This window comes from Agarivorans sp. Alg241-V36 (genome assembly GCF_900537085.1).
Classification (GTDB): Bacteria; Pseudomonadota; Gammaproteobacteria; order Enterobacterales; family Celerinatantimonadaceae; genus Agarivorans.
Genome location: NZ_UNRE01000004.1, coordinates 318,192 through 344,611 on the forward strand (window position 1 = coordinate 318,192; position 26,420 = coordinate 344,611).

Below are 26,420 nucleotides of genomic sequence, written 5' to 3' on the forward strand. Positions count from 1 at the left end.
ATCAAAACCAACAATCATCTTAATATTAGCTAATCGAGCTAAAATAGAGGCAAAACATCATCCAAAAAACCTCCTTTAGCCAGCCAACATTAGCAACAATACCTTATCTCTATAAGGATATGAATCATGGCTACAACAAGTACCTCTGCAAGCTTAGCTAAATTGCAGGTTGTTCCGCTCTCATGCACCCGCCAGCAAAGGCGCCCGGGCCTTATTGCAGCGATAGCAACCATCGTAATTTGGTCAACTTACTTTTTGTCCTTACGCAGTAGCGCTCTGTCCCCCCTTAGCGTGCTTGAAATAAGCCTGTTTCGTTATGTCATTCCGGCTGCTCTGCTATGCCCACTATTGATAAAACGTTGGTCTAAAATCGCTGGTGTTGCTTGGCCCTATTTGCTGGGAATGGTTGCCGGAGCAGGGCTACCGTTTTTCCTATGCTCCGCTATTGCGATGTCTTATACGCCTGTGGCTCAAGGCAGTACCCTAGTGCCAGGTGTAGCTCCGTTTTTTGTTACTGCCATTGCTGTTCTGGTGTTTAAGCAGCCCTTTGAGCGCTATAAGAAAATAGGCTTAAGCGCCATCTTCATCGGTGTGTTGCTACTGCTAGCGAACAGTTTTAGCCAATCCAGCAGCCAACAGCTACTCGGACAAGCGATGTTTTTAGGCGCTAGCTTGTTGTGGGCGGTTTTTACTTTGTCTGCCCGCCAAAGTGGCCTTAGTCCGCTAGAGACAGCAGCGGTGATTACCGTACCCAATGCCCTCATATTAGTCATTTATGTTTGCTTGAATCCAAGCCATAGTTGGGGAGCGGGGCAAGTTGCCATTGCGGAGCTGCTTAGCCACATGATGATTCAAGGGATTATTGTTGGGCTACTAGCAAGCTGTTGTTATAGCTTTGCCATTAGTCGCTTAGGGGCTGAATTAAGCTCAGCCTTGGGCTCACTCACCCCAGTATTGGCTTCACTACTGGCCTTTAGGCTGTTTGCTGAAAACCTCGACCCACTAACAATATTCGGTATTATAAGCACAGTCATTGGCGTTGTGATCGCCAGTGGATATAAGCCAAGCAAAGCGCTTGCTTTACAGCTAAAGGAATAACTATGTTTGCTAATCTTCCAGCCGCCAAAGATGATCCTATTTTGTCATTGGGCTTAGCCTTTAAAGACGACACTCGCAGTGACAAAATTGACCTAGGAATAGGGGTTTACCGCAATGAGCAAGGCGAAACACCGGTAATGAAAGCGGTAAGTATTGCTCAGCAGCGCTTACTGGATCAGCAAATCACTCAGGCTTACATCGGTTTAGCCGGAAACGCCAGTTACAACCAAGCCATGTTGGACTTATTACTCAGCGGCACCGAGGCTTTCTCACGGGCGATAGCCATGCAAACCCCGGGGGCCAGTGGCGCTTTACGATTGCTGGCCGACCTTATTGCCAGTGCCAAACCTAATGCTAAAGTATGGCTGTCTAACCCCAGCTATGTGAACCATCAACCCATTATGCAAGCCGCTGGTTTGGCAGTGGGCTTTTATCCCTATTTCGACCCTGTTAGCAAGCAAGTTGATGAGTCAGCGATGTTAGAACAAGTTGCTAAACTTGGACCCGATGACGTACTGCTATTGCATGGCTGCTGTCACAACCCGACCGGTGCTGACATCTCCTTTTCTGCTTGGCAACACATTAGCGAACTCGCACTCAAAAATGGCTTTTTGCCGTTTGTTGACTTGGCTTATCAAGGCTTTGGCCAAGGTTTAATAAAAGATACCCAAGGCTTACAGCATCTCGCCCGGCAGGTACCAGAGCTATTGATTGCCAGCTCTAACTCTAAGAGCTTTGGCTTATATCGAGAACGTAGTGGTGTGGCCATGGTAGTAGGAGAAACCTTACAGCAAGCTACTAACGCCCGCGGCAAACTCTTCGAGCTGGCGCGTCGCAGCTACACCATGCCACCCAACTGGGGAGCCGCTATTGTGGCCGAGATTCTAAATGATGCTCAGCTAAACCAACAATGGCAGCTAGAGCTAAACCAAATGAGCCAACGAATGCGGGGGTTACGCCAATGTTTAGCGCAGGAGTTTGCTCATCAGTCGGGCAGCGATCGCTTTAGTTATCTCACCCAGCATCAAGGCATGTTTTCACTCACCGGCTTTAACCAGCATCAGCTGGAGAAACTGCGCGAGCAACACGCTATTTATATCGTTAGTGGCGGCAGAATAAACGTAGCAGGTTTAGCTAAAAGCTTTATTCCGCGCTTGGTTGAAGCATGTTTGGCGGTGGGTGTTTAGCCCATGCCCAAACGCTAAATGTTGGGCAGTGGAATATAAAAAAAGGCTAGCAAAGCGCTAGCCTTTTTATTTTAGAAAAGCTCGTTAAGCGGGTGATTTAGCCTTGGCTTTTAAGGCCAATTCCAACTTGTCATTGAGCGTTACGTTCGCTTGGCTAAGCTGGCTAATATCTTGATGCGCTTCGGTAATCTCTCGCTGTAGCTGACGATTTGCCAATTCACCGGCTTTAAGCTTATCTTCTAAGTCGTTTAGTTGACCCTGCAAGTTGCCGCTGTCAATTTGAGCATCAAGGATTTGCTCGTCTAGCTGGCTCAAGGCTTGTTTAGTTAGCGAGTGTCCATGTTGCTCTTTTCGATAATTAGACTCGAGCGCCACCAACTGCTGCTTAAGGTCTTTAAGTTGGTGTTCCTTATCTAACAAGCGGCTATCGGTATCTGCCATGCTATTGCTTAACTCAAGCTGAGAGTTAGCCGCAGCCAGCTGCTTACGAATTTGATCTAGCTCCGAAGTAGCTTCTAAATACTTTGACTCTACTTGCTCTACTCGCTCACGCAGTTCCAGCTCTTGTTGCTGGGTTTTCTCAAGCTCTGGCAACACTTGTTCTAATTGGGCTTCTGCGCTTCTGCTTACGGTGTCTAAGGCCTGTTTATCGCCACGCAACTCGTCTAGTTCTTGGTTCACAAGCTGCTGTTGCTCGCTTAGCTCTTGAATCGTTTGCGCGTCTTCTAAACAACGCTGCTCCAATGCGATCAGCTTTTGAGAAAGCTCTTCTTCGCGCTCAGCAGCGGCAGCTAATTCACTACCGTCAGCAACTTGGTCTTGCAGCTCCGAGTGGGCTTTCTTAGCGGCGGCTAGCTCTTGGTTAAGCTGCTCAACTTGTTCAGTTAGTTGCTGATGCTCTTCACGCTGTTCTTCACTTTGCTGCTGTAAAGCTTGGCTTTGGGTATCATGCTCTTGCAGTTGTTTTTGCTGTTGCTCAAGGGTTGTTTGCAGCTGTTGATTTGTTGCCTCTATGCTTTGCTTAGTTTTCACTAGGCTAGTCATGCGTTCACTAACATCACAGTGTTCTTCGGTAAGCTGTTTGGTCAGCGCTAATTCTTTATCCAGAGCTTCACTCATTTCGCCCAATTGCTTACGCAGGGCCTGCTCGAGTTCAGTTTGTTGCTGCTGTGCTTCTTTACCATTTTGCTGGTAAGCCTCTAGTTCTTGTTGACTCTCTTGCAGCTGCTGCTCCAGCTCTAGCTTATCTACTTGCAAGCTCTGTAAGCTTTGCTGGTCATTTTCAGCGGCCTGTAATTCGTCTTGCAGGCTTTGAACTTGCTGCTCAAACTGTTGGTGCTGCTCTTGGTAATTTTGAGTGCTTTGTTCACTATCGTGCAAGGCGCGTTGCGCCTCTTTAAGCTGTTGAACCTGCTCTTCACTTTGTTGTTTAGATTTGTCGAGCTCACCAAAAAGCTCACTGGTTTTGGCTGCAGCTTGCTCTAATTTTGCACGCAGCTCTTCGCATTCTTGTTCAGCACTTTTTTGTAGTTTGGCCGCCTCATCGAGTTGCTGGCGGTGCGCAACAATAAGGGCCTCACGCCCCTCTTCCCAGTGTTGTTGTTTTTCTTGAGCAAGCCGTCCAATTCGCGCTTCGGTTGACTGCTCCAACTGCACAAACCAATCATTTAATGAATTAGCAAAACCGTTAGGTAGTTGCGCTATCGCATGTTGCTGCTGATAAGTTTTAGTTAGCTGCTTTTGAGCGCTGGCTTGGGCCTGCTCGATAAGCTGCTGAGAGGGGGCCTCTCCATTGTGCTCGGTTAAAAAATCCATCAGAAATGCTTCATCAAATGAACCGCCTTCGGCAAGCATTTGGTGAACCAAGGTATCTATGTTTTCAGCGTCCATGACTTTTCCCTATTGAGCTTGCTCGCGACAAACCCAACACTGCTACTTTGGTGGCAATAGCAACCACCTATCACTATTGATTAGCGGCACTATATCAACCAGCCAATCAATGGTGCAATCAACAGGCTTTAAAACAGTTAAGGTAATCATACTATTGCTGACTCTAAGCAAGTTAAACCGTGTTTAGTCCGCAAAAAGCAAGCACGGGGAAAGTGCTCAAAGCGCAGTATTTATTTGTATTTACAAATCTATCACCTAATATTTAATTAGCTACGTTAATATTGAGTTATTCCACTAGAAACAAGATCAATAATTAGCCTGATTAAAAATCTAAGGTGTTGCTATGGCTGAAAAAGATCTGATAGAGAAATTGCAGGGTTTTCCATTGGCTTGGCACTGGTCACGTAACAGCAGCCAAGTGCACTGCGATAAGCAATTGATAGATGCTTTGGCCTACCCCAATGAAGCGCAACTAAGCTTAAAACAGTTAGTGAACCGCTTAGAAGCAGAGCAAGTAAGCTACCTACAGCGTGCTATTTTTGAAACGCAACACCAAGAGCAAACCCTAGAGCTCAACCTAATCTTCAATATCAAACAAAAACGCTATGTGGGCCAGGTGTTAATTTGGCGCGAGCTGGTCAATCAGGTAAACGGCTCCATTGAGTTTATTTTGCCTTTACTGGATAAAAGCGAAGAGCAACAACTTATCCAAGAGCACCTGGCCTCTGAATACACGCCGGCTATCATCTGTAATCAAAACGACAGCATTATTTGGCTTAACCAAGCAGCCAGCAAAGCACTACAGCAGCCCAGCTATTACTTGCTCGCGAGTAGAGTTACCCTTGCTGATAACAACGCAACAAACACCAGTAGTAAAATAAAACGCCAGATTAAAAGCTTGGCAGGCCAACTAGTGCCACTAGAAGCAAAATCAACCAGCATCCATACCAATGCGCCTAAACAGCGCTTTACCCTTTATAAGTTGGTATCGGAGACAGAACCGGTCTCTGCGCAGCGCGTGTGGAATAGCGAAGCCAAGTTTGCTCAGCAATTGGCAATAGCTCAAAAGAGTTTAGCCAAGCAAGAAACATTGATTGTATTTGCCCTAAAGTTAGAAAACCAAGACGAGGCCGCAGCGCAACGACTCCGGCAGCTACTGCTCAGTAATTTAAAAAAACTAAACCAAGCCATATCCATAGCTTGGCTAGGTAAAGGTGCTATCTCGGGTTTCTTATCTGCGCCCAAAAAACTACAAGCGATTCAACAGCGTTTAGAGCAAGCCATCAGCCAACTGTTAACGCCAAATGAGCAAGGCAGCATGGGAGCAATACAAAGCCAAATGGGGGTTTCGGTAATGGGTATCGATGCCAGCAATAGCCAACAAGCCATCGATCATGCTCAAAAAGCCATGTTAAATGCCGAGCCCAAGCCGCTAGACCAGCTTGCCCAGCAAGCGAGCTTTTTTGATTCACGCTTAAATCAAGCGCGGGATAAGCTCATTCAATCAGCGCAGCCAAACAGCAGTAAACCGAGTGATAGAGGCGAACTGTACATCGATCTTAGTGATTAATCTTAATCGCAGCCCGCTACTTTTAATGATACTGAACCAACTATATATTTTTGTATCTAAATACGGCAACTTACTAAAAAAACTCACTTTATTCGCTACATGGCGCTATGATTAAAGACATTAAGTGCTATAACGAATATAACTTTATTGAATGAAAGGCCAATGATGAAATTTATTTCCAGAACTCTCATCTCTTTGCTGTGTTTACTCGCCACTCAATCTCACAGCTTAGCCACCTCTTTAGAACAAAGTCCTTTCTACGATAATGGGCCGCATTATCACCTTGACGGCAAACTGGTAATGGGCCGAATCGAATTCATTTACTATGCCGATGTTGATTCGCTAAAGGGGGTTGGAGTTCCTGCCAAAATTGACACAGGCGCCGATACTACTTCCATTCATGCGCTCAACATTAGCATTCGCAGTAGCAACCCAAAGTTTGCAGATTTACAAGGCGAAGCCTTACTTAAAAGCATTGCTGAAAGTTTTGGCGACCCAAATAGTGAGTGGTGGCTAGAGAGCTTTGATACACCCGAACGCAATATTAAGGCAACAGTTAAGTTTGATTTAGTTCACCCACATAGCGGTGAGACGATTACTTTAGAGCGACCTTTAGCACGATTGAGTGGTATTCAAGGGCGTGGAGACCACGGCATACTCTATCGACCAGTAGTTGAGCTTGCTTTGTCTTCTGGCGATATTACCGTAACAACCGCAGTAAACCTTACTGACCGCAGTGCCTTCTCCTACCCCATTTTAATAGGCAAAACCTTTTTGCGAGAACAAGCTTGGGTGGACTCAAGTTATGACTACTTGCAGCAAGAGCCTGAAGCAAAGATTATTAGCAATAAAGAAACCGCCTATTTAGATGACCTTCCATTAGCCATCAGCGTGTCTTTAGCTAACCGACGCACCAGCCTAAATGCCACCAATATAAAGGTAGATAAAGATCAACAGCAGGTTAGCTTTGATGCAGTAGGCAAAAACAACAAGTCGAAAGCTTATACCCTACCGCTGTTAAAAATGCTGAAAATTGGCGATAAGCACCATCCAATGGTAAACATGCCTGTAAGCATCGGCCAAGAAGTAAAACATATAGAGTTATTGCTGCGCGACCGCTCAAAGCGTTCCAGCCAACTACGCCTTGGCACCGAAGCTTTAAACCAGTACTTTCTTGTTGACTTAAGTGCTGAGTTTCTAGGTGACAAAGCACTTGAATCGGCAATGGACTTTGCCACTAAGCCACCTTTTATGATGAGCCCTGAAGAGCAAATCACCTTCGATGAAGTCACTTTTAAAGCTGAACCATCTTTTGCGGTAAACACCACTCTAATGAGAGTGAAAAGCTTAAAAACACTAGAAAGAAGCGAGCAAAAGAAAACAATAGCCGCTTTCTCCGCCAGTGATATATATAACAACGTCTATGTATTTGAACAGCCAATTGACCGAAACATCGTAGTGGGTGGAGTCACTCGTCCAGTGATTACACCTAAGACCTCTCTCGCAGGTAAAAACTACCAAACCGACATAGCACTAGAACTAGCCAGTAAAGATGATCCAGAAGAGCTGTTGATTGGCGAAAGCTTCGCTGATGGCCCAATTTGGGTGAATACTCGCACCAACAATATTTTTGATAAAAGAGCGGTTATTCGTGCCGGTTACGTAGAACAAGCCGAAGTAGAAGGCCTATCAATTCCAGTGAAACTGGATACCGGTGCCGATGTAAGTTCTATGCATGCCGAGCAAATAAAACGCTTTGATAAAGACGGTAAAGCCATGGTGACCTTTACCTACCGCAATAGCGACGGTTTAGAGCAAGAGTTCACCCGCGAAGTGGTTGATGAAATGACCATTAAAGCTCGAGTGGGCGAAAAAGCTAACTCTCGCCCGGTAGTAATGATGGAAGTGAAGCTAGGAGAGGTAACAGAAACAGTTCGGGTTAACCTACAAAACCGAGAAAACTTTAGCTACAGCATGATCCTAGGAAAAAACTACTTACGTAACGGCTTTGTGGTAAGCAGCGATGGCCGCTTTATTCTTACCAAACAGCCTTAAACAAGCTTAAGTAAACACAAAAAACGGCCCTTGATGCCATTTTTTTATTCCACTAGAAGCGATACTCTAGCCTGCCCAAAAACACTCTTTGCGAAGCTATAGCATTAACGCCCATTCAGTTCTGGTAATTAGCTATTAACTCGCTGTTTTTAAAAGCATAGGCTATTTTTATAAGACCAACTCTGATCGCCATGAGACTCTAATTGATGCGCCCTATGCTGCTACTGTTTCTATTGCTAACTATCCTGCAAATTAACAAGCTGCATGCCAATACTTATACCGTTTACAGTATCAACGCTCCCCCTCTTACCATGCTTAACCCAAGGCAAGCTGGCATTGTTGGCGATGTAGTGATTGAGGCATTCTCCCGCTTAGGCCATAAAGTGTCGCTGCAAGAAGTTCCTTGGAAGCGAGCTCAACGTATTACCAGTGAGGGCGAAAATCTATTTATCATGCCGCTAGCCCTATTACCTTCTCGCGAAAATCATTTTACCTGGGTGGCTTACATCATGGATCTAGAGCGCAGCTTTGCCACTACTCATCTGCGCATTGATAGTTACCAACAAGCCAAGGAACAGCTCAACAAGATTGGTGTAGGTCAGGGCTCAGCGCAAACTCAAATTCTACAAGACAAACTCTTCGACAATAACCAAATCGTAGAGCTAAAAATTGGCTCGGCAAGCGCTAGAATGTTGCAACTAGGGCGTGTTGACGCCTGGTTTAATGGAACACCTGAAACCATTTGGTATTGGAATCAGCAATTTCCAAAGCAAGCGCTGATAATTGGCGATTCGGTTGCAACTAATTTGCTGTTCTTAGCAGCATCAAAAAACTCAGATCCTGAGTTAGTTCAGCAGATATCTATCCAGATACAGCAGCTACACGACGAAGGTTTTGTTGAAAAAACCAAACAGCACTACTTAACCCCGTAGTAAACTCAAAAGTCAGCGTTGCTAAGAGTAATAAGACTTAGATTTGTTAATCAACGGAACAATACTGGCGCCTTGCACCAAAATTGAAAATACCACCACTGCATAAGTCATCACCAAAATCATCTCCCGAACGTCGATATTCTTCTCGGGTAGCACCATTACTCCAGCGGGTACCGACATCGCCATAGCCAAGGCCAAACCGCCCCGCAAGCCACCCCAAGTTAAAATGGGCACCGACATTGGATTGTATTTTCTAAACAGTGAAAAACCTAAATAGGGAAGAGCCACACTGACTAAGCGACTTAGTAAAACCAAGGGAATAGCCAGCAACATTAACCACAGATCTTCTAGATGAAATACAAAGCTGATTAGCACTAAGCCTATGAGTAAGAACAACAGATTATTTAAAAACTCTTCAAGTACATGCCATAGGTGGTCAAAACTTTGTTTACTGGCTTGGGTAAAGTGGCGCTCACGAGTGATATTACCAATATAAATGCCAGCAACCACCATTGCCAAGGCACCCGACACTCCTAGCTGCTCAGCAAAGACAAAACCAGCTGTCGGAATAGCTAAACTCACCAATAGTTCTAGCGAGTCATCCTCGGTATGTTTAATCAAATAGTTAGCGACTAAGCCTAAAACAAAGCTATAGATCACCCCACCACCTGCTTCATGTAAAAATAACCAAGAAATAGCAGGAACACTTACGCTTTGATGGGAAAAGGCGATGCCAAAAACCGACACAAACATTACCAAGCCAAAACCGTCATTAAACAAAGATTCGCCCTCCACCTGAATCGCTATCTGCTGGGGTGCATTCATCTTCTTAACAATGGCGAGCACGGCAATCGGATCGGTAGGTGAAATTAGTGCACCGAATAACAGGCAGTAAATAAAGTCCAAAGGCAAACCAATGTAGGGCAATAGCCACCACAACAAGCTTGCGACTAAAAAGCTTGATAACAAGGTTGAAAACAGCGCCAATATGGCAATCTCAAGGCCTTGGCTGGCCAAATGCTTTAAGTTTATGCCCAAACCACCAGCAAATAACAAAAAACCCAACATGCCATGTAGCAGTAGATTCTGAAAGTTAATTGCGTTAATCGACTCGATAAGCTGTGGCAAGGAATTAAATAAGCCCGTCTCGCCTAGCAAAATCATCACTAGCGACAAAACAATAGAGGCTGCGGTGATAGTAATGGTTGATTGCACAGAACCCACTCGACTGTTGATATAGGCAATCAGCATGGCCAAGGCGGCCAGATAACACAGGCTGTAATAGGTTTCCAAGCGGGTAAGTCCCTTAACGAGGCAGCGAATGCTGCAAACTATATTTGCTTTTAGTATAGGCAAGACCGCCGCTAAACAAGCAATGCTTTGCCCTAGAAGAGCATTAACACCAGCTAATAGCGAGCTGACTAATCTGAGTTTTACGGGATAAAAAAACCAATAGCCAAAGAGGTTTAGCTGGCTATTGGTGAATTGAGTGCGCCGCTTAGGCTTAAGCTTGCATAGCGCGCAGTACTTCTAGGCAGGCCCCAATGGTGTGGTAGTCTATTTTTGCTCCCGGCCTTGCAACAAGCAGATCTTGCACTTGCCCTTCTCGGCTTAATACTCGCCACCAAGGTTTATGTTGCGCCTCGCAGAAAAACTGCCAACTGTATTTCCACAGGCTGTCGTAAGCACTCCAGTATTCCTGCTTGCCAGTTGCGCTTGCTAACAAGGCAGCAGCGGCAAACGACTCAGCCTGAACCCAAAAGTACTTTTCGTCATCACACACGGCGCCATCAGGCGCGATACCGTAGTAAAGACCACCATATTGATGGTCCCAAGCATTCTCCATGGCAAAGCCGAATAACTTCTCAGCACAGGGAATCAGCCACGAAGCCTGATGGTGGCGAGAAAGCATGACTAGTAATTTAGCCCACTCGGTTTGGTGGCCGGGCTGAAAGCCCCATGGGCGATAGAGGTTTTTGGGATCATCACGATTAAAATCCCAATCCACTTGCCAATCTGCTTGGTAGTGCTCCCAAATCAATCCATCTGTAGTGTAGCCTTGGCGTAAACAAATGTTTTGAGCAATAACAATGGCGCGATGCAAATAGCGCGGCTCTTGGGTCGCTTCATAGGCTGCGATCATCGCTTCACAGGCATGCATATTGGCATTTTGCCCGCGATAATCACTTAACACTTGCCAATCAGCGCTTGCTTCGTCTGCGTACAAGCCCCACTCCGCTTGCCAAAAGCGTTGCTCCATTAGTTCAAAAGTCGCTGCCAACTGTTGTTTCGCTCCGGCTCGGCCTAGTTTAACGGCGGCCGAGTACATTAACATCACAAACGCCAGTCCGTAGCAAAGGTTACTTTTGTCTATTGGACTGCCATCATCTAGAACCCAGTTATAAGCTTGGCGTTTCGGGTCAAAATGCTGTTGTTCAACAAACTTGAAACCATGCTCAGCCAGCTGTAAATACTCGGTATTATTTTCTTGTAAGCCAACATGGGCGAATATATAGGCCAAGCGCGTGGAACTCACCAACTGCTTAAGGCCTTTCTCTTGCGCGTCGCCGTTAGGTGCTAAAGCTTGAAAATAACCACCTTGTGGATCAATAGCATGCTGCTGATAAAACTGACTAAGCGCAGTAACATGCTGCTCTAAAAACTGTGAACTACGAAAAACCGGAAGCATGGCTACTCCTCGCTGTGTATGAATGCTTGAATGTCTGCGGCGCTGGGTAATGCACTCCAAGCGCCCCGTTTAGTTACCGCCAACGCACCTGCTACCACCGCTGCTTGTAGCGCGGTGAGTAGTGGAGCTTGCTGCTCAATCGCCTCAACCAAGGTAGCTGAGTCGCAAATCTGCTGTTCAATGAGTGACGCTAACCAAGCGCCGGTAAAGGCATCACCCGCTCCGGTAGTATCTACCACGCTAACTGTTGGTGTAGCGAGGCTAGTTTGCCAATTCGCCGTTAGTAGCTGCACGTCGGCAGCACCGTCGGTAAGCAAAATAAGGCTGACACCTTGCTCAAAAAGCACCGCTGCTAAATTATCTACTTGGCCAAGTTTGCTAAGGTAGTCCCACTCTTCTTGGCTCAGTTTTAACATGTGACTTGCCGCGGCCGTTTGCATCACCCGCTGGAAAAGCTGCTCGGTATTTTGCCAAAGCGGTAGACGTATATTCACATCAAAACTGACCAACATCCCGGCTTTGTTAGCGGCATTGACCAGATCAAACGTCGTATTGGCAATGTTATCTTCGGTAAGAGTATTGGAGCAGATGTGTAGTATTCCACTGCCTGCCCATACTTGATTGGGGAAATCATCTAATCGTAATTTAAGGTCAGCAGTATTGCTGCGCTGAAAGCTAAAGCTGCGCTCACCCTCGGCATCCAAACTAACAAAAGCCATAGGCGTGGCGTAGTCTTGGCTACTTAACAAAAAATCACAATTCACCGCTTGGCGTTGCAAGCAATCACGTAGGTAGTGCCCGGCGGCATCATCACCAACTTGACCAAGCATTAAAGCTTTATGGCCTAATCCGGCAACAGCCACAGCCACATTAGCGGGTGCACCACCGGGGTATTGCCCATAAATGGGAATGTCTATTTTACCTTGGCGTTGAAACTCCAAAGGGATCCAATCCACCAATACTTCACCAAACGCGAGCAGCTGCGACATTGTGTGTCCTCATTGAAAATAGCTAATCAACGTTACACATAAAAACTGCAGGCGTCAGCTGCTAGCTTAAAGATTATTGCGGTTTCCTGAGGTTTTCCGAGCGGGGTCACGAGCTGAATAGGCAGTTCGATAAACTAATGGTGATTTAGCGTTAGTGAGAGACTTTACCGCGCAATTGCTTAGTTTGGCCACGCTGCGTTTTTTTGTCCATGCGACGACGCTGAGAGCCATAAGTAGCCTTGGTAGGACGTCGTTTCTTTTGCACAACCACTGCACTAAGGATTAACTCTTTTAAACGTTGTAAGGCATCTTCTTTATTACGCTCTTGAGTACGGTGACTTTGCGCCTTGATGATCAATACGCCGTCTTTACTAATACGCTGGTCGTTGAGTTTTAGTAAGCGCTCTTTATAAAATGCCGGCAAACTTGAATGGGGAATGTCAAAGCGTAAATGAACGGCACTAGATACCTTATTTACGTTTTGCCCACCAGCGCCTTGAGCGCGAATTGCACTGAGCTCGATTTCCCATTCACCTAAACTAACGGTATTAGATATTTGCAGCATGATTTCTCTGGTAGCCCTTGCGCTTAGAAGTAGTCATTGTAACAAACTGCGGCTCGAGGCAACACGACAGTTATTAAGCCGCTAAGACTAAAAATAACCATTCGCTATCAACGCTTTTGCGGCAATAAACACGCGCTGCTATCACTTAACATTAATTCAAACTCGTCATGCGGCAGAGGCTTGGCAAACCAATAACCTTGAGCAAAATCGCAACCCGCTTCGCGCAGTAAATTAGCTTGGTGCTCGGTTTCTATTCCCTCTGCAATCACATGAATACCTAACTTGTGCGCCATAACCACAATCGCCTTACACACAATTAAGTCATCGCCATCTTGCTCAAGGTTGTGAATAAACATTCGGTCAATTTTTAGGTATTCAATATCAAATTTTTGTAGGTAAGCGAGAGAGGAATAGCCGGTACCAAAATCATCCAAGGCAACCTCTACGCCAGCTTTACTAAAGGCGAGCAGCTTTTCATTCACAACCGGGCTGTTTTCCATCAACAAGCCTTCGGTAATTTCCATTACTACATCGGCGCTCGATAAGCCTGCCTCAGAAAGCTCTGTAAGCCATTGGTTAACGTCACACTCCGCTTCGTAATACTGTTTAGGAGAAGTATTTATGCTCAATTGAATTGGCGCTAAACCGCGCTGCTTCCAAGCTTTAAGTTGGGCAATAGCGGTACTAAATACCCAGTTGCCAATTTCCACCACCACGCCCGTTTCTTCGGCAACATGAATAAAGTCGGCAGGGCTTATCCAGCCTTGGCTTGGGTGCAACCAGCGCACTAGCACTTCGGCTTTTAGCAGCTCTCCGGTATTCAAATCTACAATTGGTTGATAGTGCAAATGTAGCTGCTTTTTGGCAACAGCTTGGCGCAAGTCATTGGCTAATAAACGACGCACTTGCGCTTGCTCTTGCAGGGATGCAGTAAAGTAACTAAGTCGATTACGCCCTTCTTGCTTGGCCACATACATGGCTTGGTCAGCATGTTTAAGCAGGTCGTCAATTTTCTCACCGTCATTTGGAGAAAACGCCACACCAATACTGGTTGAGATATACACCCTTTCAATACCAAGCTGGAAAGGCGTGCTTAAGGTTTGAAGTACTGCCTCGCCCAGTTCGGCCACCCTATCACCATGTTTCGGCTCTTTAAGCAGAATAATAAACTCATCGCCGCCTAAGCGTGCCACGTGCTCGCCCTGCAATATGCAATGCTGAATACGCTGAGCAGCAATCTGCAGCAACATGTCGCCCATGTCATGACCCAAGGTATCGTTAATGCCTTTAAATTGGTCTAAATCTAACAGCATTAAACTTACTCGTTCGGTCTCTAAGCGAGTAGCTAAGGCATCACTGAGTAAACGGTTAAGCATGCGTCGATTAGGTAAACCGGTAAGAGGGTCAAAATTAGCTTGCTGCCATACTTGTTCTTCTGCTTTTTTACGCACTGCCACTTCTTTACTCAGTGCGGCTGTTCGTTGTTTTACACGCTGCTCCAACAGCGTTCTACTGGTGTAAACCTCACCTGCCATGGCATTAAACTTGGCAATTAGAGCAGCAATTTCAACCGGAATAAACCAACGTTTGGGATTAACAAACTTACCCATTTCACCGTGAGATATACCTTGAGCGGTATCAACCACTTGGCTAATTGGCCGCACGATCATACAGGCCAAATACCAAGTGATAACACCAACCACCAATACACACAGTAAGCTCACAAAGAAGGCATAGCGTTGAAGTTTTAAAGAGTTCGACTGCAGTTCGGTAATAGGTTGCGGAACTATAATCCCCCAACCGGTATTTGTTACTTTGGCATAACCTGCAATCATATCTGCTTGCAGAGCTGGTGAATAAAACTCGCTTACACCAAAGTCGCTATCACGCATCAACACCACTGGTGCTAAGCCAGAAAGGTCTTTAGCCCGAATGCTCCACTGCTTATTTGGGTGCGCCAATACTCGCCCATATTGATCAAATATAGCCACATGTCCAAGTTCACCAAATCGCACTTCAGACTGGCTTTCTAGCAGATATTGCGTTCCCAAGGCGCCCATTAGAAAACGGTCTTGGCCTTGATAAACCACTAAAAAGATTGTTGGCTGAGGCACTCCCTCAACCACTACTCCACTAAAATATACTTGGTCTTTATTTGCTCGAGCTTGTTCCATAGCAACTTGAACTTGCGCTGGCACACTAGTGACAATATTTATCTTTGATTCGCCATAGAAGAAACGTTGGCCTCGCCCTTGTTGCCACTCGAATAAGGCATACAAGTTAATCTCTTCAAGTAGTGGTGATAAGTCATTATGAAAGTGTTCTAGACTGATTTGCTGATTAGCACTGCTAAAAATAGCCGCTGTATCGTTGGCATAACGAGTCAGCGCAGTGCTTAGATTGCGAGCAATGAGCAAATGCTTTTCATGCACCGTGGCGGTTTCATTTTGTTGAACTTGATGTTGAACCCAAGAGCTAACCATTAAGGTAGGCAGCAAAGCTGAAAACATACAAATAACAAACAGAATATAACGTAGAGAGATCCGCCGATTCATCCTTGAGCCAGAAATGTTAAAAAATAAACGGCGATTTTACATGATATTCACCCATACATGAGTAAATTTTTGCAAAAACAGTGCTTAATTGAGCAAGCACTTTTAGTCACCCGTTGCAGAGCTCAACTTAAGTTGCTCACAGCCCTAGGGTTTAGCGTTTTTATTTAGCTTTTTGCTGATAAGCATCAACCGCAAATAGCTGCTAATTATCCAGCAATAAAGCCCGTCGAAGGCTGAGCAGTTAAATCAAAATATTTGATATTAACTAGCCTTAGAGTAATGCGTTGATTATTTTAAAAAGTGCGGCTTAAATAGTGTTTGGTAAAACTGTTTACCCGCTCCCTTTGTATACCTAAAACCGCCAGTTAAGGCTTTGCAGAGCACTAGGCCTACATTGCGATACGACTAACAGAAGAGAGCTATGGCTTAGTTAAAGCGCTACAACTATCACTAACGTCAACGGTTAAGCCAAGAACCCAGAACTAAGCAAAGACTTCAAAGCCCATAAAATTAACAACTTAGCTAATACTACAATTTTAATGATACCAACACAGATAAATCATCACTAAGGGTAAAGCCCTGCCTACAATGCTCATATTGATTGGTGAACTTTACCAAACTGTCCACGACATGTATCGCTCCAGAAAGGCACAAAAAATGCAACTCGTTGTTTTACTAGGTTAATATCTGACACCCATAAGCAAAATTCAAAATAACAAGCAAACTAATAGTAAAACTCGCTTGCTAGAAGCTTAAGCAAGAATTTGGCTTGAACGAAGACTCGACCAGGGCAATGCAATAACAAAGATTACTTATCGAAATTGTAATTACTTCCTTAAGCACCTGTAAAAGCGCTTTGAACACGACCTCAAGACTAAGAAACCTAAGCCATTACCCACAAAAAAGCAGCTACATAAATGCAGCTGCTCATCAAATTAACTTATAACTTAGCTTACCTAAGCAAGCTTAAGTAATGCTTAGGCTACTGATTCAGCCACTTCAGCTTTAGTTTCTTCTAGCTTTACTGGGGCTCCTAAAGCTGGACGTAGCGCCTTAAGTACTTGATGACGTGTAACCACACCCACTAATTTGCCACCGTCTACTACTGGGAAAACCTTCGGACGGTAAACGCTACTGTTACGTAAACGTTCTTCTAGAGGCTGATGAGTAGAGCTTAGCAATACACCCGACTCTGATACTGGGTAAACTTGGGCAACATCAACACTCATGTACTCGGCTAATTTTAATAAGTTGTGATTAGGTGCCACGGTCATAATATCCTTTTGCATAATGCTTGCTACGGTAGTTGTACTTGGTTTGCTGTAATCTTCTAGCCACAGCTTTCTTAAGATTTCTAGTTCTGAAACAAAGCCTTGCAGCTCGTTGTTCTCGTTTACCACAACCGCTCCAGATAGGTCTTGAGCAAGCAAAGCATCACAAGCACTTGCAATGGTCATGTCAGGGCTAAGTGCATTGTCGGCAGGAGACATGATGTCAGCGACTGTAATTGTTTTTAGGTTTTGCATAGTAGGTTCTCCAACAGGACCAGAATATTGATTTGATAAAACAGAAAATTTAGGACGTACCGGCTCAAGCTGACTACCTCGGCTGTATACCGACCAGTAGCCCAAGCCAACAATCACTGCTCCGCCAATAATGTTGCCGATAGTGACTGGTAATAAATTGTGTGAGGCAAAATTTGCCCAAGTTAAGTGCTCAAAAGCGCTGGCTTGAACACCAATTTGCGCCCAAAAGCTTGGCTCTGCCCAGGTTTTAATAGCAATACCTAGAGGCACCATAAACATGTTGGCAACAACGTGCTCAAAGCCTGTACTAACAAACATTGCCACCGGCAGTATCACTAAGGCAGCCTTGGCGGCACTGGTTTTAGCGCTAAAGGTCATCCATACGGCTAAGCACACCAATAAGTTACATAACATGCCCAGCATCACCGCCTGCATAAAGCCATGTTCCAATTTGTGTTGTGCTATAGATAAGGCGTTAAGCCCCCATTGGCCGTGATCGAGCTGATAAAGCTTTGCGCCACTTACCACGAGTACAAGCAATAAAGCGCCCACAAAGTTACCTAGATACACCTTGCTCCAGTTCGCTAGCATTGCTCGCGTATTTAATTGGCCGTTGGCGCGAGGAATAATGGATAACACGCTACTAGTAAACAGCTCACCGCCACATACCACTAACATCACTAAACCCAAGCTAAATGCTAAGCCGCCAAGTAAGCGGCTTACTCCCCAACCTACACCCGCAGAACCCGTGGTTACCGTGATGTAGAAAACAAAAGCTAAACCAATAAACACGCCGGCACTAAGTGCTAAACTCAAGGTTTTAGCGGTAGTATTAGTTGCCTTTTTATAGGCGTACTGCTCGGCATACTGGGTCATTTGATCGGGGCTTAGCGCGGCAAATGAAACGCTCTCTTTTGGCGTTTCACTGCTAACTACTTTGGGAGTTGGTAATCGCTCCACTTGAATATGATTCATCTACACTAAAACCTGTAATAACAAGCAACTAGAGTCGCTAATGACTGAACGTGTTATTACAATATCGAGAAATTTTTCGGCTGGTAAGCGGATAATTTTTATGAGCTATATCAAAACTTCTTATAGCACCTATGTTTACTATACTTAGCAGTAAATAAAGCCTCTTAAAAATAACTCTGGAGTGAGCGATGCGCTATTCTTTAAAGCAACTTACCGTATTTGAAGCCGTTGCAACCCACGGCAGTGTAAGTGCGGCAGCAGACAAGCTCGCGCTCACTCAATCTGCCGCCAGCATGTCTTTGGCCCAACTGGAAAAACTCTTAGGAAAGCCGCTATTTGACAGGCGTGGCAAGCGTATGGTGCTTAGCCAGTGGGGCCTGTGGCTGCGCCCAAAGGCCAAGCAACTGCTGTTAGATGCCATGCAAATTGAAGAAGGTTTTGCCGAGCAACACTTGGTAAGCGGAGAAATGCAGCTATGCGCCAGCCAAACCGCCGCAGAGCACCTAATCCCAGACCTTATCAGTAATGTTGATAGTAACTTCCCACAACTGCGTATTAGCTTTTCTGTAGAAAATACCGCTGAAGTAATTAATGGCCTAATTAACTACGATTACCAGTTGGGAGTGATTGAAGGGCGCTGTGACGATGACCGAATTGCTCACCAAGTATGGTGTAACGACCACTTGGTGATTGTGGCTGCCGCTCACCACCCTTACGCAAAACTAGACCAGGTGAGTGTTGCCCAGCTAGAACAAGCTCGTTGGGTGCTTCGCGAGCAAGGAGCAGGTACCCGAAGAGTATTTGATAGTGCTATTCAAGGCACCATTGACTCACTAAAAGTTCATCGAGAATATGAGCACGTACCAGTGCTGCGCTCCTTAGTGGCCAACAATAGTTATTTAAGCTGCCTGCCTTATCTAGATGTAATAAAAGCGCTGGAGTTAGGCGAGCTGGTCAGACTAAACGTACCAGAGCTAAACATTGAGCGCTCATTATCATTTGTATGGCGTAATGACACCCCCGAGAACCCACTTCGCGACTTAGTCATCACAGAAGCGAAACGCATGTTCAAAGTCCATCATCGCGACATGTAATTAAAAGGCTTGCATATAAATGTAAAAGCACCTAGATTAAATGATAATGATTATCATTTAATCTAGGTGCTTTATGAAATTCTTCTGCCTTTTATCTAGCTTGCTTAGCAGCAGCGCCCTAGCGCAAACTGCTTCCAATTCAGAGAACCTAAGCCAATGGGAGTCGCTCGCAGTGGCTTTGTCATTGGTCGCTACTGCAGTATTTTGCTTATGGGTAATCCGCAAAATAAAAAAGGCGCTAAGCGCGCCCTTACCAAATAGCTTGCCTAGCCATTGGCCAACAGAGCCAGTTGCTAGAAAAACCTCAATAGCACTAGTATCAAGCTAAGTCATTATTGGAATAAGCCGAAGCCAGCCTTATACGCTGGTACCAAAATCCTCATAAATTTTCTGATATTGCTGCTGGGTGCGCTGTAATGAAAACTCATCCAATACCCGCTGGCGACCGGCGCGACCAAACTCAATGAGTTTCTCTGGCTGAGCCAGTGCCGTTTGAATAATCTCTGCCAGCTTTTGGCTGTCATCAAAATCAAATAACCAACCGTTTTGCTGCTCTTGCACCAGCACCCCGTTTCCGCCCACCTTGCTGGCAACCACTGCGCGTTTGTAGGCTAAAGCCTCCATAATGGCCAAGGACATGCCTTCGGTTCTCGATGTCATCGCCAGTAATTCGAAACAGTTATATATTTTACTGCGATCGCTAACCATGCCATGAAACACCACTTCGGCATTGGCTAGATGCTGTTGGGTAAACTCTTGCAGCGGCGCTAATTGGTCACCAGTACCAAAAAAGTGCACTTCAACCTTTGGCTGTATATCACTAGGCAATAAGCGGATCGCCTCAAGCAAGCTAATCTGATGCTTAAGGCTTACCAAGCGCCCTACTGAGCCAATCCGCAAACGCCCGTCTTGAGGATGAGGAACGATGTCTTTTTCCTCCGGCATGGCAATACCGTTATCTATCACCGAAGAATCGACATGTTCCCAACCATGCTCTTCATGAAAGATTTGCTGGCCCTCTTCGGAAACAAAACAAATGCTGTCGATAAAACGGCGAGCAAAGCGATGCACCTTGCGCCAGCGGTTAGTTGCCAATCGCGCTGCACCATGGCGGGTATAAACAATTTTGCGCTCTAAGCAAAAAGGTAAGATAGGTAAGGACAACATAACAGCAGAAGGAGAATGCATATGAATAATGGGGTGGTGTCGATAAGCTTGCCATAAACGCAACTGTACCAGACCTTTCATGCCGCGTATTACTGTCACTTTTATGTTTAGCTCTTCAGCCACCGCCACAAGGGGGTCATCATGATGCCCCAAAGATATAATTTCAGGATCCATCCCCTGAGCACGTTGTTCTACACATAAATCAATAACAAAACGTTCTGCTCCTCCCACCTGTAAACTACTCACAACATGAGATATCTTTTTACTTAACGCGCTATTCACAATATCATTACTTAATTGACTATCCTTAGTGGCATTATGATAAGCCAGTTAGGGGTGAAGGATCACTCACTAACTCAAAGAATTTGTTAATTTTTATCAAAGGGTTTACCAGAATGGATTCTTCATTGCGAGTTCTTGAGGTGGTACAAAGCCTCGAGCGAGGCGGTCGCACAGTTAGATTCATTACCACCGTAAGTGGTTTGAGAGACAACGGTGTGTTTGTATTGCCGATTAGTTTCAAAACGCCTCATAGTAGCGATCAACAACCCGACCAGCTAGAAGTGCTGCACACTAAGGCTTTTGACGGCCCCTGCATTTTTTACAACTTGGTCAGATTAATAAAAAAACACCGAATTAACTTGGTTCACTGCCACTGCGACCGCAGTATGATTTGGGCAGGCTTGGCAGCAAAAGTGTGCAATGTGCCTACCGTGCTTACTTTTCATCGTTCAATTTTACGCTACTACCAAAAAAACCGAATTAATCGAATTTTAAACCGTTTAGCCAACTGCTTTGTGGCGGTTTCTGAGCAACGTAGACAACTGCTGATGCAAAACCTGGGGTTAAGCGAGCAGCGTTGTTTAGCCAATCACGCAGGAGTAGATACCCATATTGAGCCATTGCAGCCAGCCCAAGTACGTAAAAAGCTTAATCTACCCGAGCAGCAAACCGTTTTGTTTAGTGCAGGCCACTTAGGTCGGATTAAAGGCCACCAAGATACCTTAAAAGCCTTCCAGCTATTGCCGCAAAGAGATAACTGTAAACTGTATATCGCAGGCAGTGGTTCTAAAAAAGAGACCAAGGCACTACTGCGTTACCGCGATAAATTAGGGCTACAAGAGCAGGTGGAATTTCTTGGACAAATTAATAACACCGCAGAATGGATGGAAGCTGCTGACATCTTTGTTCAACCCTCTTTAGAAGAGGCCTTTGGTCTAGTATTTATCGAAGCGGGCTTGCGCCATACTCCAGTATTAGCCACTAAAGTGGGAGGGATCCCCGATATTGTGATTGATGGTGAAACCGGCTTTTTAGTCCCAGCGGCTAAGCCAGAGCTATTAGCTACTACCATGGCTAAACTGATTGATTCTGAAGCGCTGCGTGAAAGGCTGGGAGAGGCCGCAGAACAAAGGGTTCGCTCGCAGTTTGATACTCAGCACATGATCAATAACTATTTAGGTATTTTTAACCAACTTCTCAAGGAAGCTTAAGCGAGAGCAGCATGGACAATAATTCGATAACCGTTGTAATTACCCCGCGAGACCGATATTCAGGCATCATAAATTGTATTCGCAACTTATACCTATGTACCGAACAGCGCTTTGAGTTAAAAGTCATCGACTTAGATTATCCAAGATCACTTAAGCAAAAAATCGAAAAAGAGCTCGCCCAACACAACAATGCTGAGTTACTCAGTTATGGCCTTATTTCGCCGATTCAAGCAATGCAGAAAGTGCGCCCGCTTATCGAAACAGAATACGTGATGTTTCTGGATAATGACTCCAATGTAACAGCTAACTGGCTGCCTCCCTTGCTAGATATCGCTAAAACCGACCCGCAAATTGCGGTAGTAAACCCAGTAACGCTAGAGAAAGAAGGGGTAGATAAAGGGGCTGAGCTGCGGAATCACCTATTTACGAACGCGGTGCATACTATCGATTACCAGGGTGAAGATTATCTAATTGAGCATAAATCTTTCCGCCGCTCTTTGCCTGAAGAGCTCCCTCAAGGCATTCAAGACAGTGAGATGTTCGAGCTACACGGGGTACTCTTTAGCACTAAAGCTCTAAACGATATCGAGCTGCCAGACATGGTGATTCGCGAACATATTGATATTGGTATTCAGCTGCGCCAAAAAGGATACAAAATTGTCACCCAGCCAGAATCTATCATTATTTTTGATAACCTAGGCACCAGAATGGCTTGGTACGACATGAAGTTCTTCTTCTTCCGTTGGCATCCTAAGTATACCGAAGCCTCTTCGCGCCTTTTTGAACAGCGTTGGGGGTACCGTTTCTATTCCGAGCAAGCTATGTACCTGTGGGTATTTAGACGTAAAGTGTTTTTGTTTTCGCGATGGTTATATGTTCCGGTTAATGGGGCCAATATGGCAGTGCGTATTGCCGCCAAACTTCGCTCGTTTATTAAGCCAGTGTGGGATCCCATCAAAGGGGTAGAACAAAAAGCCTCCCCTGCGCCGCTGAGTATGTTTTCTAAAGCCAAATAAAAAAAGCCCGGCATAAACCGGGCTTTTTCTTTTTTGTAAATTCTTAGTCTAAAGAAACGCTACCGTTTATATCCGAAGCTTTGTTGTCATACAGTTTATGAGGAAACTTTTTTTCCAAATAGATTTGGTCTGACTGGGCAATAGAAGAAGAGAAGCGAAGCTTCATTTTTCCGTCACTGTTAATGCCTTTTACCAAGCCAACAACCTTACGGCCGCGCATCATTTGACGACAATCGTGAACAAATGAACTTGGCACATGACCTTTAACCACGGTGACTTTTCCGGAGCGCAGTTCACACACAAAGGTGTAATGAATATGCCTCAAACGGTACACCAAAACTGCTAAAGCAATAAAGCCAATCACTATGCTGATAGTCAAACGAACACTCCCTGTGTTTAGTTGCTAGCCGAATAAAATCAAAGCCTTGATGGGCCTTGAAGTGAATAAACTCAACAAGGGTAATATTTAGCGCATCGCTTGGCTAGGTTTAAGCTCAATATTTTGATAACAATCAGTAATTTATGCTTGTTTTGATAGCTTGATCAACAAAATCTTTACAAACAGCAACTTGAAAACATTTTCAAAAATTTGACAAAAGCGAACAATAGTTAACTCGACAAATAAGCTAAACGTACAAAAAACAAGCTTGTTTTAGAAAAGGAAATAGCCGGGGGAGAGGTTTCGCTGCCATCATTGGCAGCGAAATAATCAAGCTTACTTCTTAATGCCTTCAATCACTAAGTCCATTGCTACGGTAGTAGATTTAGGACCAAGGTTAGTAGGAATACCAAAGTCTTTCATCACCAACTCAGTTGAGCCAACAAAACCAGCGCGGTAACCACCCCATGGGTCTTTACCTTCACCCACTTTAGTTACATCAATCACGATGTCTTTAGTTACACCACGTAGAGTAAGCTGACCATAAAGCTTGCCACCCTCGTCGCCATTTGCTTCATATTTGCTGCTGCTAAAGCTTGCTTCTGGGTATTGGTCTACTGCTAAGAAATCTTTACTGCGAATATGTTTGTCACGCTCAGCGTGGTTAGAATTCACCGAGGTAGCATCAATTTTAACGCTAACGGTAGTCGCCTCTGGAGCACCTTGGTCATAACTAAAGTCACCGCTAAAGGTATCAAAGCGACCAACCACGAAGCTGTAACCTAAGTGGTTCACTTTAAAGTTAATTGAAGCATGCGCACCACGAGTATCAATGGTGTAATCGGCAGCGCTGGCCGGTAAAGCTAGACCCATAGTGCTGGCTAACAATAATGCGGCTTTAAGTTGTGTTTTCATTATCTGTCCCTTTAGGTTATTTAGTCGACTTAAGCATTCGAACTAAGGTGTTATCTTTATCTATAAAGTGATGTTTTAGCGCAGCCAAAGCATGGCCAGCAGCCAATACAATTAGTGCCCAAGCTAAAATTTCATGAATATCGCCAGCTAACTCTTCTTGCTGAGCAATACTGGTAATCGTGGCAGGAACCTCAAACAATTCAAATACCACAATGGCGCGTCCATCGGCGGTAGAAATGAGGTAACCCGAAATCATTAAACAAAATAATAGTGTGTAAAGTAGCCAGTGGCCGATCTTAGCTCCCTGCTTCTCCCAGGTTTTATGGTTAGCAGGAGACTCAGGGTGTGGGTTCAGCGCTCGCCAAATCAGTCGAAATACCATCAACACAAACAGCAGTATTCCTACACTTTTGTGTATCATTGGTGCGGTTTGATACCAACTAGAATAGTAATTTAAATCAACCATAAATAGCCCTAGCCCAAACAAAGCAAAAACACTTAGTGCCACCAACCAATGAATAGCAATCGCTACCCATCCGTACGCTTGTTTGGTATTTCGAATACTCACTACATCCTCCAGATTTCATCGAATATCTTTTAATGAAACTAGCTTCGCTTAATTCATGAACGAAAAAAATTGAATTTTATGTGAAAAACCATTCGAACAATTAGAAAGAAAACCGCTCAAAGTTTTATTTCACTCTCAAAAAAGCAATAAAACATCAGTAAAAGATCTTAGAGTATTTTTTCTTATAGGCTTAAAGCATAGCGCTAAATAAATCCAAAAAGCGCCTTAAAAACCAAGATTTAATCGGCTAAGTGTAAACTTGCTCAATAGCGGCTCCACATCGAGTGTAGCGCCAGCGTGCGTCATATTACGGTAATAAAATATTCATTTTACCTACTATACTTTTTACTGCACATTTTGCGTGTCTCGCAGCCGCGAGAAGAAATCAAGTTGGGCTTAACACGCTAGGTATGTTGACCCAATAAAAGTAAGGCTTGGAGTAGGCTTATGAAACGATCACGCTTTGATGATATGGACGAATGGGATGAAGAAGACCTAGTTCATAACGCAAAAAGTCATAAAAACCAGCGGGATAAAGCACGTGCTCGTCGCCGCATCGACGAATACAACGAGCGAAAACAATTAGAACGCTACATAGACGAAGACTATAATTAGTCACAATAATCGCGAAGGGGGAAGTGTTGGCACTTCCCCCTTTCTATTGCCATCGCAACAAGACAACTAGGTTGTTGATAGCTTGGATTCACATACCGCGTTTTCGAAAAAACTGAGCTGGGTCGCCAGGGCTATTCTCGAATAACTCAAAGGATTTCTCGGCGATCAGCTCGCCTGCGAGTTCTAAGGTCATCCGCCAGGTGCCAAGCTTATTGCTCACCGGCGCCCAAATAGTATCACCCAAATAAAAATCCCAATCGTTACTACGTATATACTCTTCGCCGTCAAAGGGCGGCATGATTTCCCCTTCATTATTGGGAATATTGGGATGGTAGATACAGTATTTAAGCTTCATTCCTTTGGCTTTTTTAATGTTCACAATCAAGCCAAATTCAACATCTATCTGTGCTTCTACCTGCGTAGTAAATTCGCTCACTTGTGGCAGCGCCTTAGCATCACTATCCCATTTATTATAAATGCCGTAACTGTGTAACTTAACTTGGGGTTTTGCCTTCGCCATTGCCGTAAAACTCACCTTATTTAACTTATAAACACGCTATTTTACCTTAGAGCTAGCGTTATCTGCCATTACAATCCTTTCCCCGGCTTTACTTAAGGTGTAGGCTAAAAGCATAAATAAATCATAGCTAGGCGCTTAAGCCCCAGGCTAAATTTCTCAAGGATGAAGATATGAAAAAGCTACTGACAGCAGCCCTTGTTTTTGCCAGTTGTTCACTTCAAGCAGCACCAATTAATGAATTATTAGAGCTCAACGACAGCGAACTACAAATGCAGGTGATTCGTAACAACCTCAATCAGGCACTAATTCGTCAAAACCCTCCTTTAAAGAACTTTCAACCAGTACTAGAAGAGTGGGCAAATACCTACCTAACTTGGGAAGAGATGAAGCCTAAAATTGCCGAAGTTTACCTAAAGCATTTTACTGATGAAGAGTTGGAGCAGTTGGTGGCTTTTTACAAAACCCCTGTTGGCAAAAAAAGCCAAGAGCTTAACGCCACCCTAATTCGTGAAACCGCTCTAGCTAGCGCATTAGTCGCCAAGGGGCATCACAAAGCGTTAGAAGACATGCTGCAACAAGCCGCTGCACAACAAAAGAAAAACGCCGCAGGCGATCAGTAATT

Annotated in this window: 22 protein-coding genes; 10 read left to right on the forward strand and 12 right to left on the reverse strand. The window is 44.7% G+C overall.

Translation table 11 applies throughout. The annotated features are described in order from the left end of the window. Positions 1–126: 126 nt before the first annotated feature. Together G6R11_RS11330 and G6R11_RS11335 are read left to right on the forward strand one after the other, a co-directional pair. Positions 127–1,098 carry a DMT family transporter gene (locus G6R11_RS11330; protein ID WP_163133182.1) on the forward strand — a complete coding sequence of 324 codons (972 nt, stop codon included), beginning with the start codon at positions 127–129 and terminating at the stop codon, positions 1,096–1,098. A gap of 2 nt (positions 1,099–1,100) precedes the next feature. After that, positions 1,101–2,285: an amino acid aminotransferase gene (locus G6R11_RS11335; RefSeq protein WP_163133183.1), complete on the forward strand. Its 1,185-nt coding sequence runs from the start codon at positions 1,101–1,103 to the stop codon at positions 2,283–2,285. An 84-nt stretch (positions 2,286–2,369) separates the two neighbouring features. Here the strand turns inward: G6R11_RS11335 and G6R11_RS11340 are convergent, their stop codons facing one another. Further along, positions 2,370–4,175: a hypothetical protein gene (locus G6R11_RS11340; RefSeq protein ID WP_163133184.1), complete on the reverse strand. Its 1,806-nt coding sequence runs from the start codon at positions 4,173–4,175 to the stop codon at positions 2,370–2,372. A 343-nt stretch (positions 4,176–4,518) separates the two neighbouring features. Between G6R11_RS11340 and G6R11_RS11345 the strand changes: the two genes are divergently transcribed. The 3 genes from G6R11_RS11345 (at position 4,519) to G6R11_RS11355 (ending at position 8,732) form a co-directional block, all read left to right on the forward strand. Further along, positions 4,519–5,745: a hypothetical protein gene (locus G6R11_RS11345; protein ID WP_163133185.1), complete on the forward strand. Its 1,227-nt coding sequence runs from the start codon at positions 4,519–4,521 to the stop codon at positions 5,743–5,745. A gap of 162 nt (positions 5,746–5,907) precedes the next feature. Further along, entirely contained in the window at positions 5,908–7,800 is a 1,893-nt protein-coding gene (locus G6R11_RS11350) for a RimK/LysX family protein (RefSeq protein WP_205472766.1), read from the forward strand. 215 nt (positions 7,801–8,015) lie between these two features. Continuing rightward, positions 8,016–8,732: an ABC transporter substrate-binding protein gene (locus G6R11_RS11355; RefSeq protein ID WP_163133186.1), complete on the forward strand. Its 717-nt coding sequence runs from the start codon at positions 8,016–8,018 to the stop codon at positions 8,730–8,732. 21 nt (positions 8,733–8,753) lie between these two features. Here G6R11_RS11355 and G6R11_RS11360 read toward each other — a convergent pair whose 3' ends face one another. The 6 genes from G6R11_RS11360 to focA form a co-directional block, all read right to left on the reverse strand. After that, complete coding sequence (locus G6R11_RS11360; RefSeq protein WP_163133187.1) at positions 8,754–10,025, reverse strand: sodium:proton antiporter; 1,272 nt, start codon at positions 10,023–10,025, stop codon at positions 8,754–8,756. 211 nt (positions 10,026–10,236) lie between these two features. Further along, positions 10,237–11,421, reverse strand: a complete 1,185-nt coding sequence (locus G6R11_RS11365) for an AGE family epimerase/isomerase (RefSeq protein ID WP_163133188.1) — start codon at positions 11,419–11,421, stop codon at positions 10,237–10,239. Positions 11,422–11,423: 2 nt separating this feature from the next. Next, positions 11,424–12,410, reverse strand: a complete 987-nt coding sequence (locus tag G6R11_RS11370) for a carbohydrate kinase (protein WP_163133189.1) — start codon at positions 12,408–12,410, stop codon at positions 11,424–11,426. 151 nt (positions 12,411–12,561) lie between these two features. Then, the gene (gene arfB / locus G6R11_RS11375; protein ID WP_163133190.1) at positions 12,562–12,975 is read right to left on the reverse strand and encodes an alternative ribosome rescue aminoacyl-tRNA hydrolase ArfB; all 414 of its coding nucleotides are present in this window, start codon (positions 12,973–12,975) and stop codon (positions 12,562–12,564) included. A gap of 107 nt (positions 12,976–13,082) precedes the next feature. Further along, entirely contained in the window at positions 13,083–15,530 is a 2,448-nt protein-coding gene (locus G6R11_RS11380) for an EAL domain-containing protein (protein WP_163133191.1), read from the reverse strand. A 977-nt stretch (positions 15,531–16,507) separates the two neighbouring features. Further along, complete coding sequence (gene focA / locus G6R11_RS11385; RefSeq protein ID WP_163133192.1) at positions 16,508–18,031, reverse strand: formate transporter FocA; 1,524 nt, start codon at positions 18,029–18,031, stop codon at positions 16,508–16,510. 188 nt (positions 18,032–18,219) lie between these two features. Between focA and G6R11_RS11390 the strand changes: the two genes are divergently transcribed. After that, positions 18,220–19,125 (forward strand): LysR substrate-binding domain-containing protein, encoded by a 906-nt coding sequence (locus G6R11_RS11390; RefSeq protein ID WP_163133193.1) that lies wholly within the window; start codon positions 18,220–18,222, stop codon positions 19,123–19,125. Positions 19,126–19,482: 357 nt separating this feature from the next. On the opposite strand, the gene G6R11_RS11395 is transcribed toward G6R11_RS11390, so the two are convergent. Beyond that, complete coding sequence (locus G6R11_RS11395) at positions 19,483–20,538, reverse strand: glycosyltransferase family 4 protein (RefSeq protein WP_163133194.1); 1,056 nt, start codon at positions 20,536–20,538, stop codon at positions 19,483–19,485. A gap of 149 nt (positions 20,539–20,687) precedes the next feature. On the opposite strand from G6R11_RS11395, the gene G6R11_RS11400 reads away from it, so the two are divergent. After that, positions 20,688–21,785 (forward strand): glycosyltransferase family 4 protein, encoded by a 1,098-nt coding sequence (locus G6R11_RS11400; RefSeq protein WP_163133195.1) that lies wholly within the window; start codon positions 20,688–20,690, stop codon positions 21,783–21,785. Positions 21,786–21,796: 11 nt separating this feature from the next. Beyond that, positions 21,797–22,801: a glycosyltransferase family 2 protein gene (locus tag G6R11_RS11405; RefSeq protein ID WP_163133196.1), complete on the forward strand. Its 1,005-nt coding sequence runs from the start codon at positions 21,797–21,799 to the stop codon at positions 22,799–22,801. Positions 22,802–22,844: 43 nt separating this feature from the next. On the opposite strand, the gene G6R11_RS11410 is transcribed toward G6R11_RS11405, so the two are convergent. The 3 genes from G6R11_RS11410 to G6R11_RS11420 form a co-directional block, all read right to left on the reverse strand. Then, a complete protein-coding gene (locus G6R11_RS11410; protein WP_163133197.1) occupies positions 22,845–23,180 on the reverse strand; it encodes a DUF3634 family protein in 336 nt (111 codons plus the stop codon). A gap of 336 nt (positions 23,181–23,516) precedes the next feature. Beyond that, complete coding sequence (locus G6R11_RS11415; RefSeq protein WP_205472767.1) at positions 23,517–24,095, reverse strand: YceI family protein; 579 nt, start codon at positions 24,093–24,095, stop codon at positions 23,517–23,519. Positions 24,096–24,111: 16 nt separating this feature from the next. Then, positions 24,112–24,663 carry a cytochrome b gene (locus G6R11_RS11420; protein ID WP_163133198.1) on the reverse strand — a complete coding sequence of 184 codons (552 nt, stop codon included), beginning with the start codon at positions 24,661–24,663 and terminating at the stop codon, positions 24,112–24,114. Between the two features lie 447 nt (positions 24,664–25,110). Between G6R11_RS11420 and G6R11_RS21705 the strand changes: the two genes are divergently transcribed. Then, a complete protein-coding gene (locus G6R11_RS21705; protein ID WP_016403511.1) occupies positions 25,111–25,278 on the forward strand; it encodes a PA3496 family putative envelope integrity protein in 168 nt (55 codons plus the stop codon). 88 nt (positions 25,279–25,366) lie between these two features. Here the strand turns inward: G6R11_RS21705 and G6R11_RS11425 are convergent, their stop codons facing one another. Then, entirely contained in the window at positions 25,367–25,798 is a 432-nt protein-coding gene (locus G6R11_RS11425) for a DUF3859 domain-containing protein (RefSeq protein WP_163133199.1), read from the reverse strand. Positions 25,799–25,968: 170 nt separating this feature from the next. Between G6R11_RS11425 and G6R11_RS11430 the strand changes: the two genes are divergently transcribed. Beyond that, positions 25,969–26,418 (forward strand): DUF2059 domain-containing protein, encoded by a 450-nt coding sequence (locus tag G6R11_RS11430; protein WP_163133200.1) that lies wholly within the window; start codon positions 25,969–25,971, stop codon positions 26,416–26,418. The last annotated feature ends 2 nt before the right edge of the window (positions 26,419–26,420 follow it).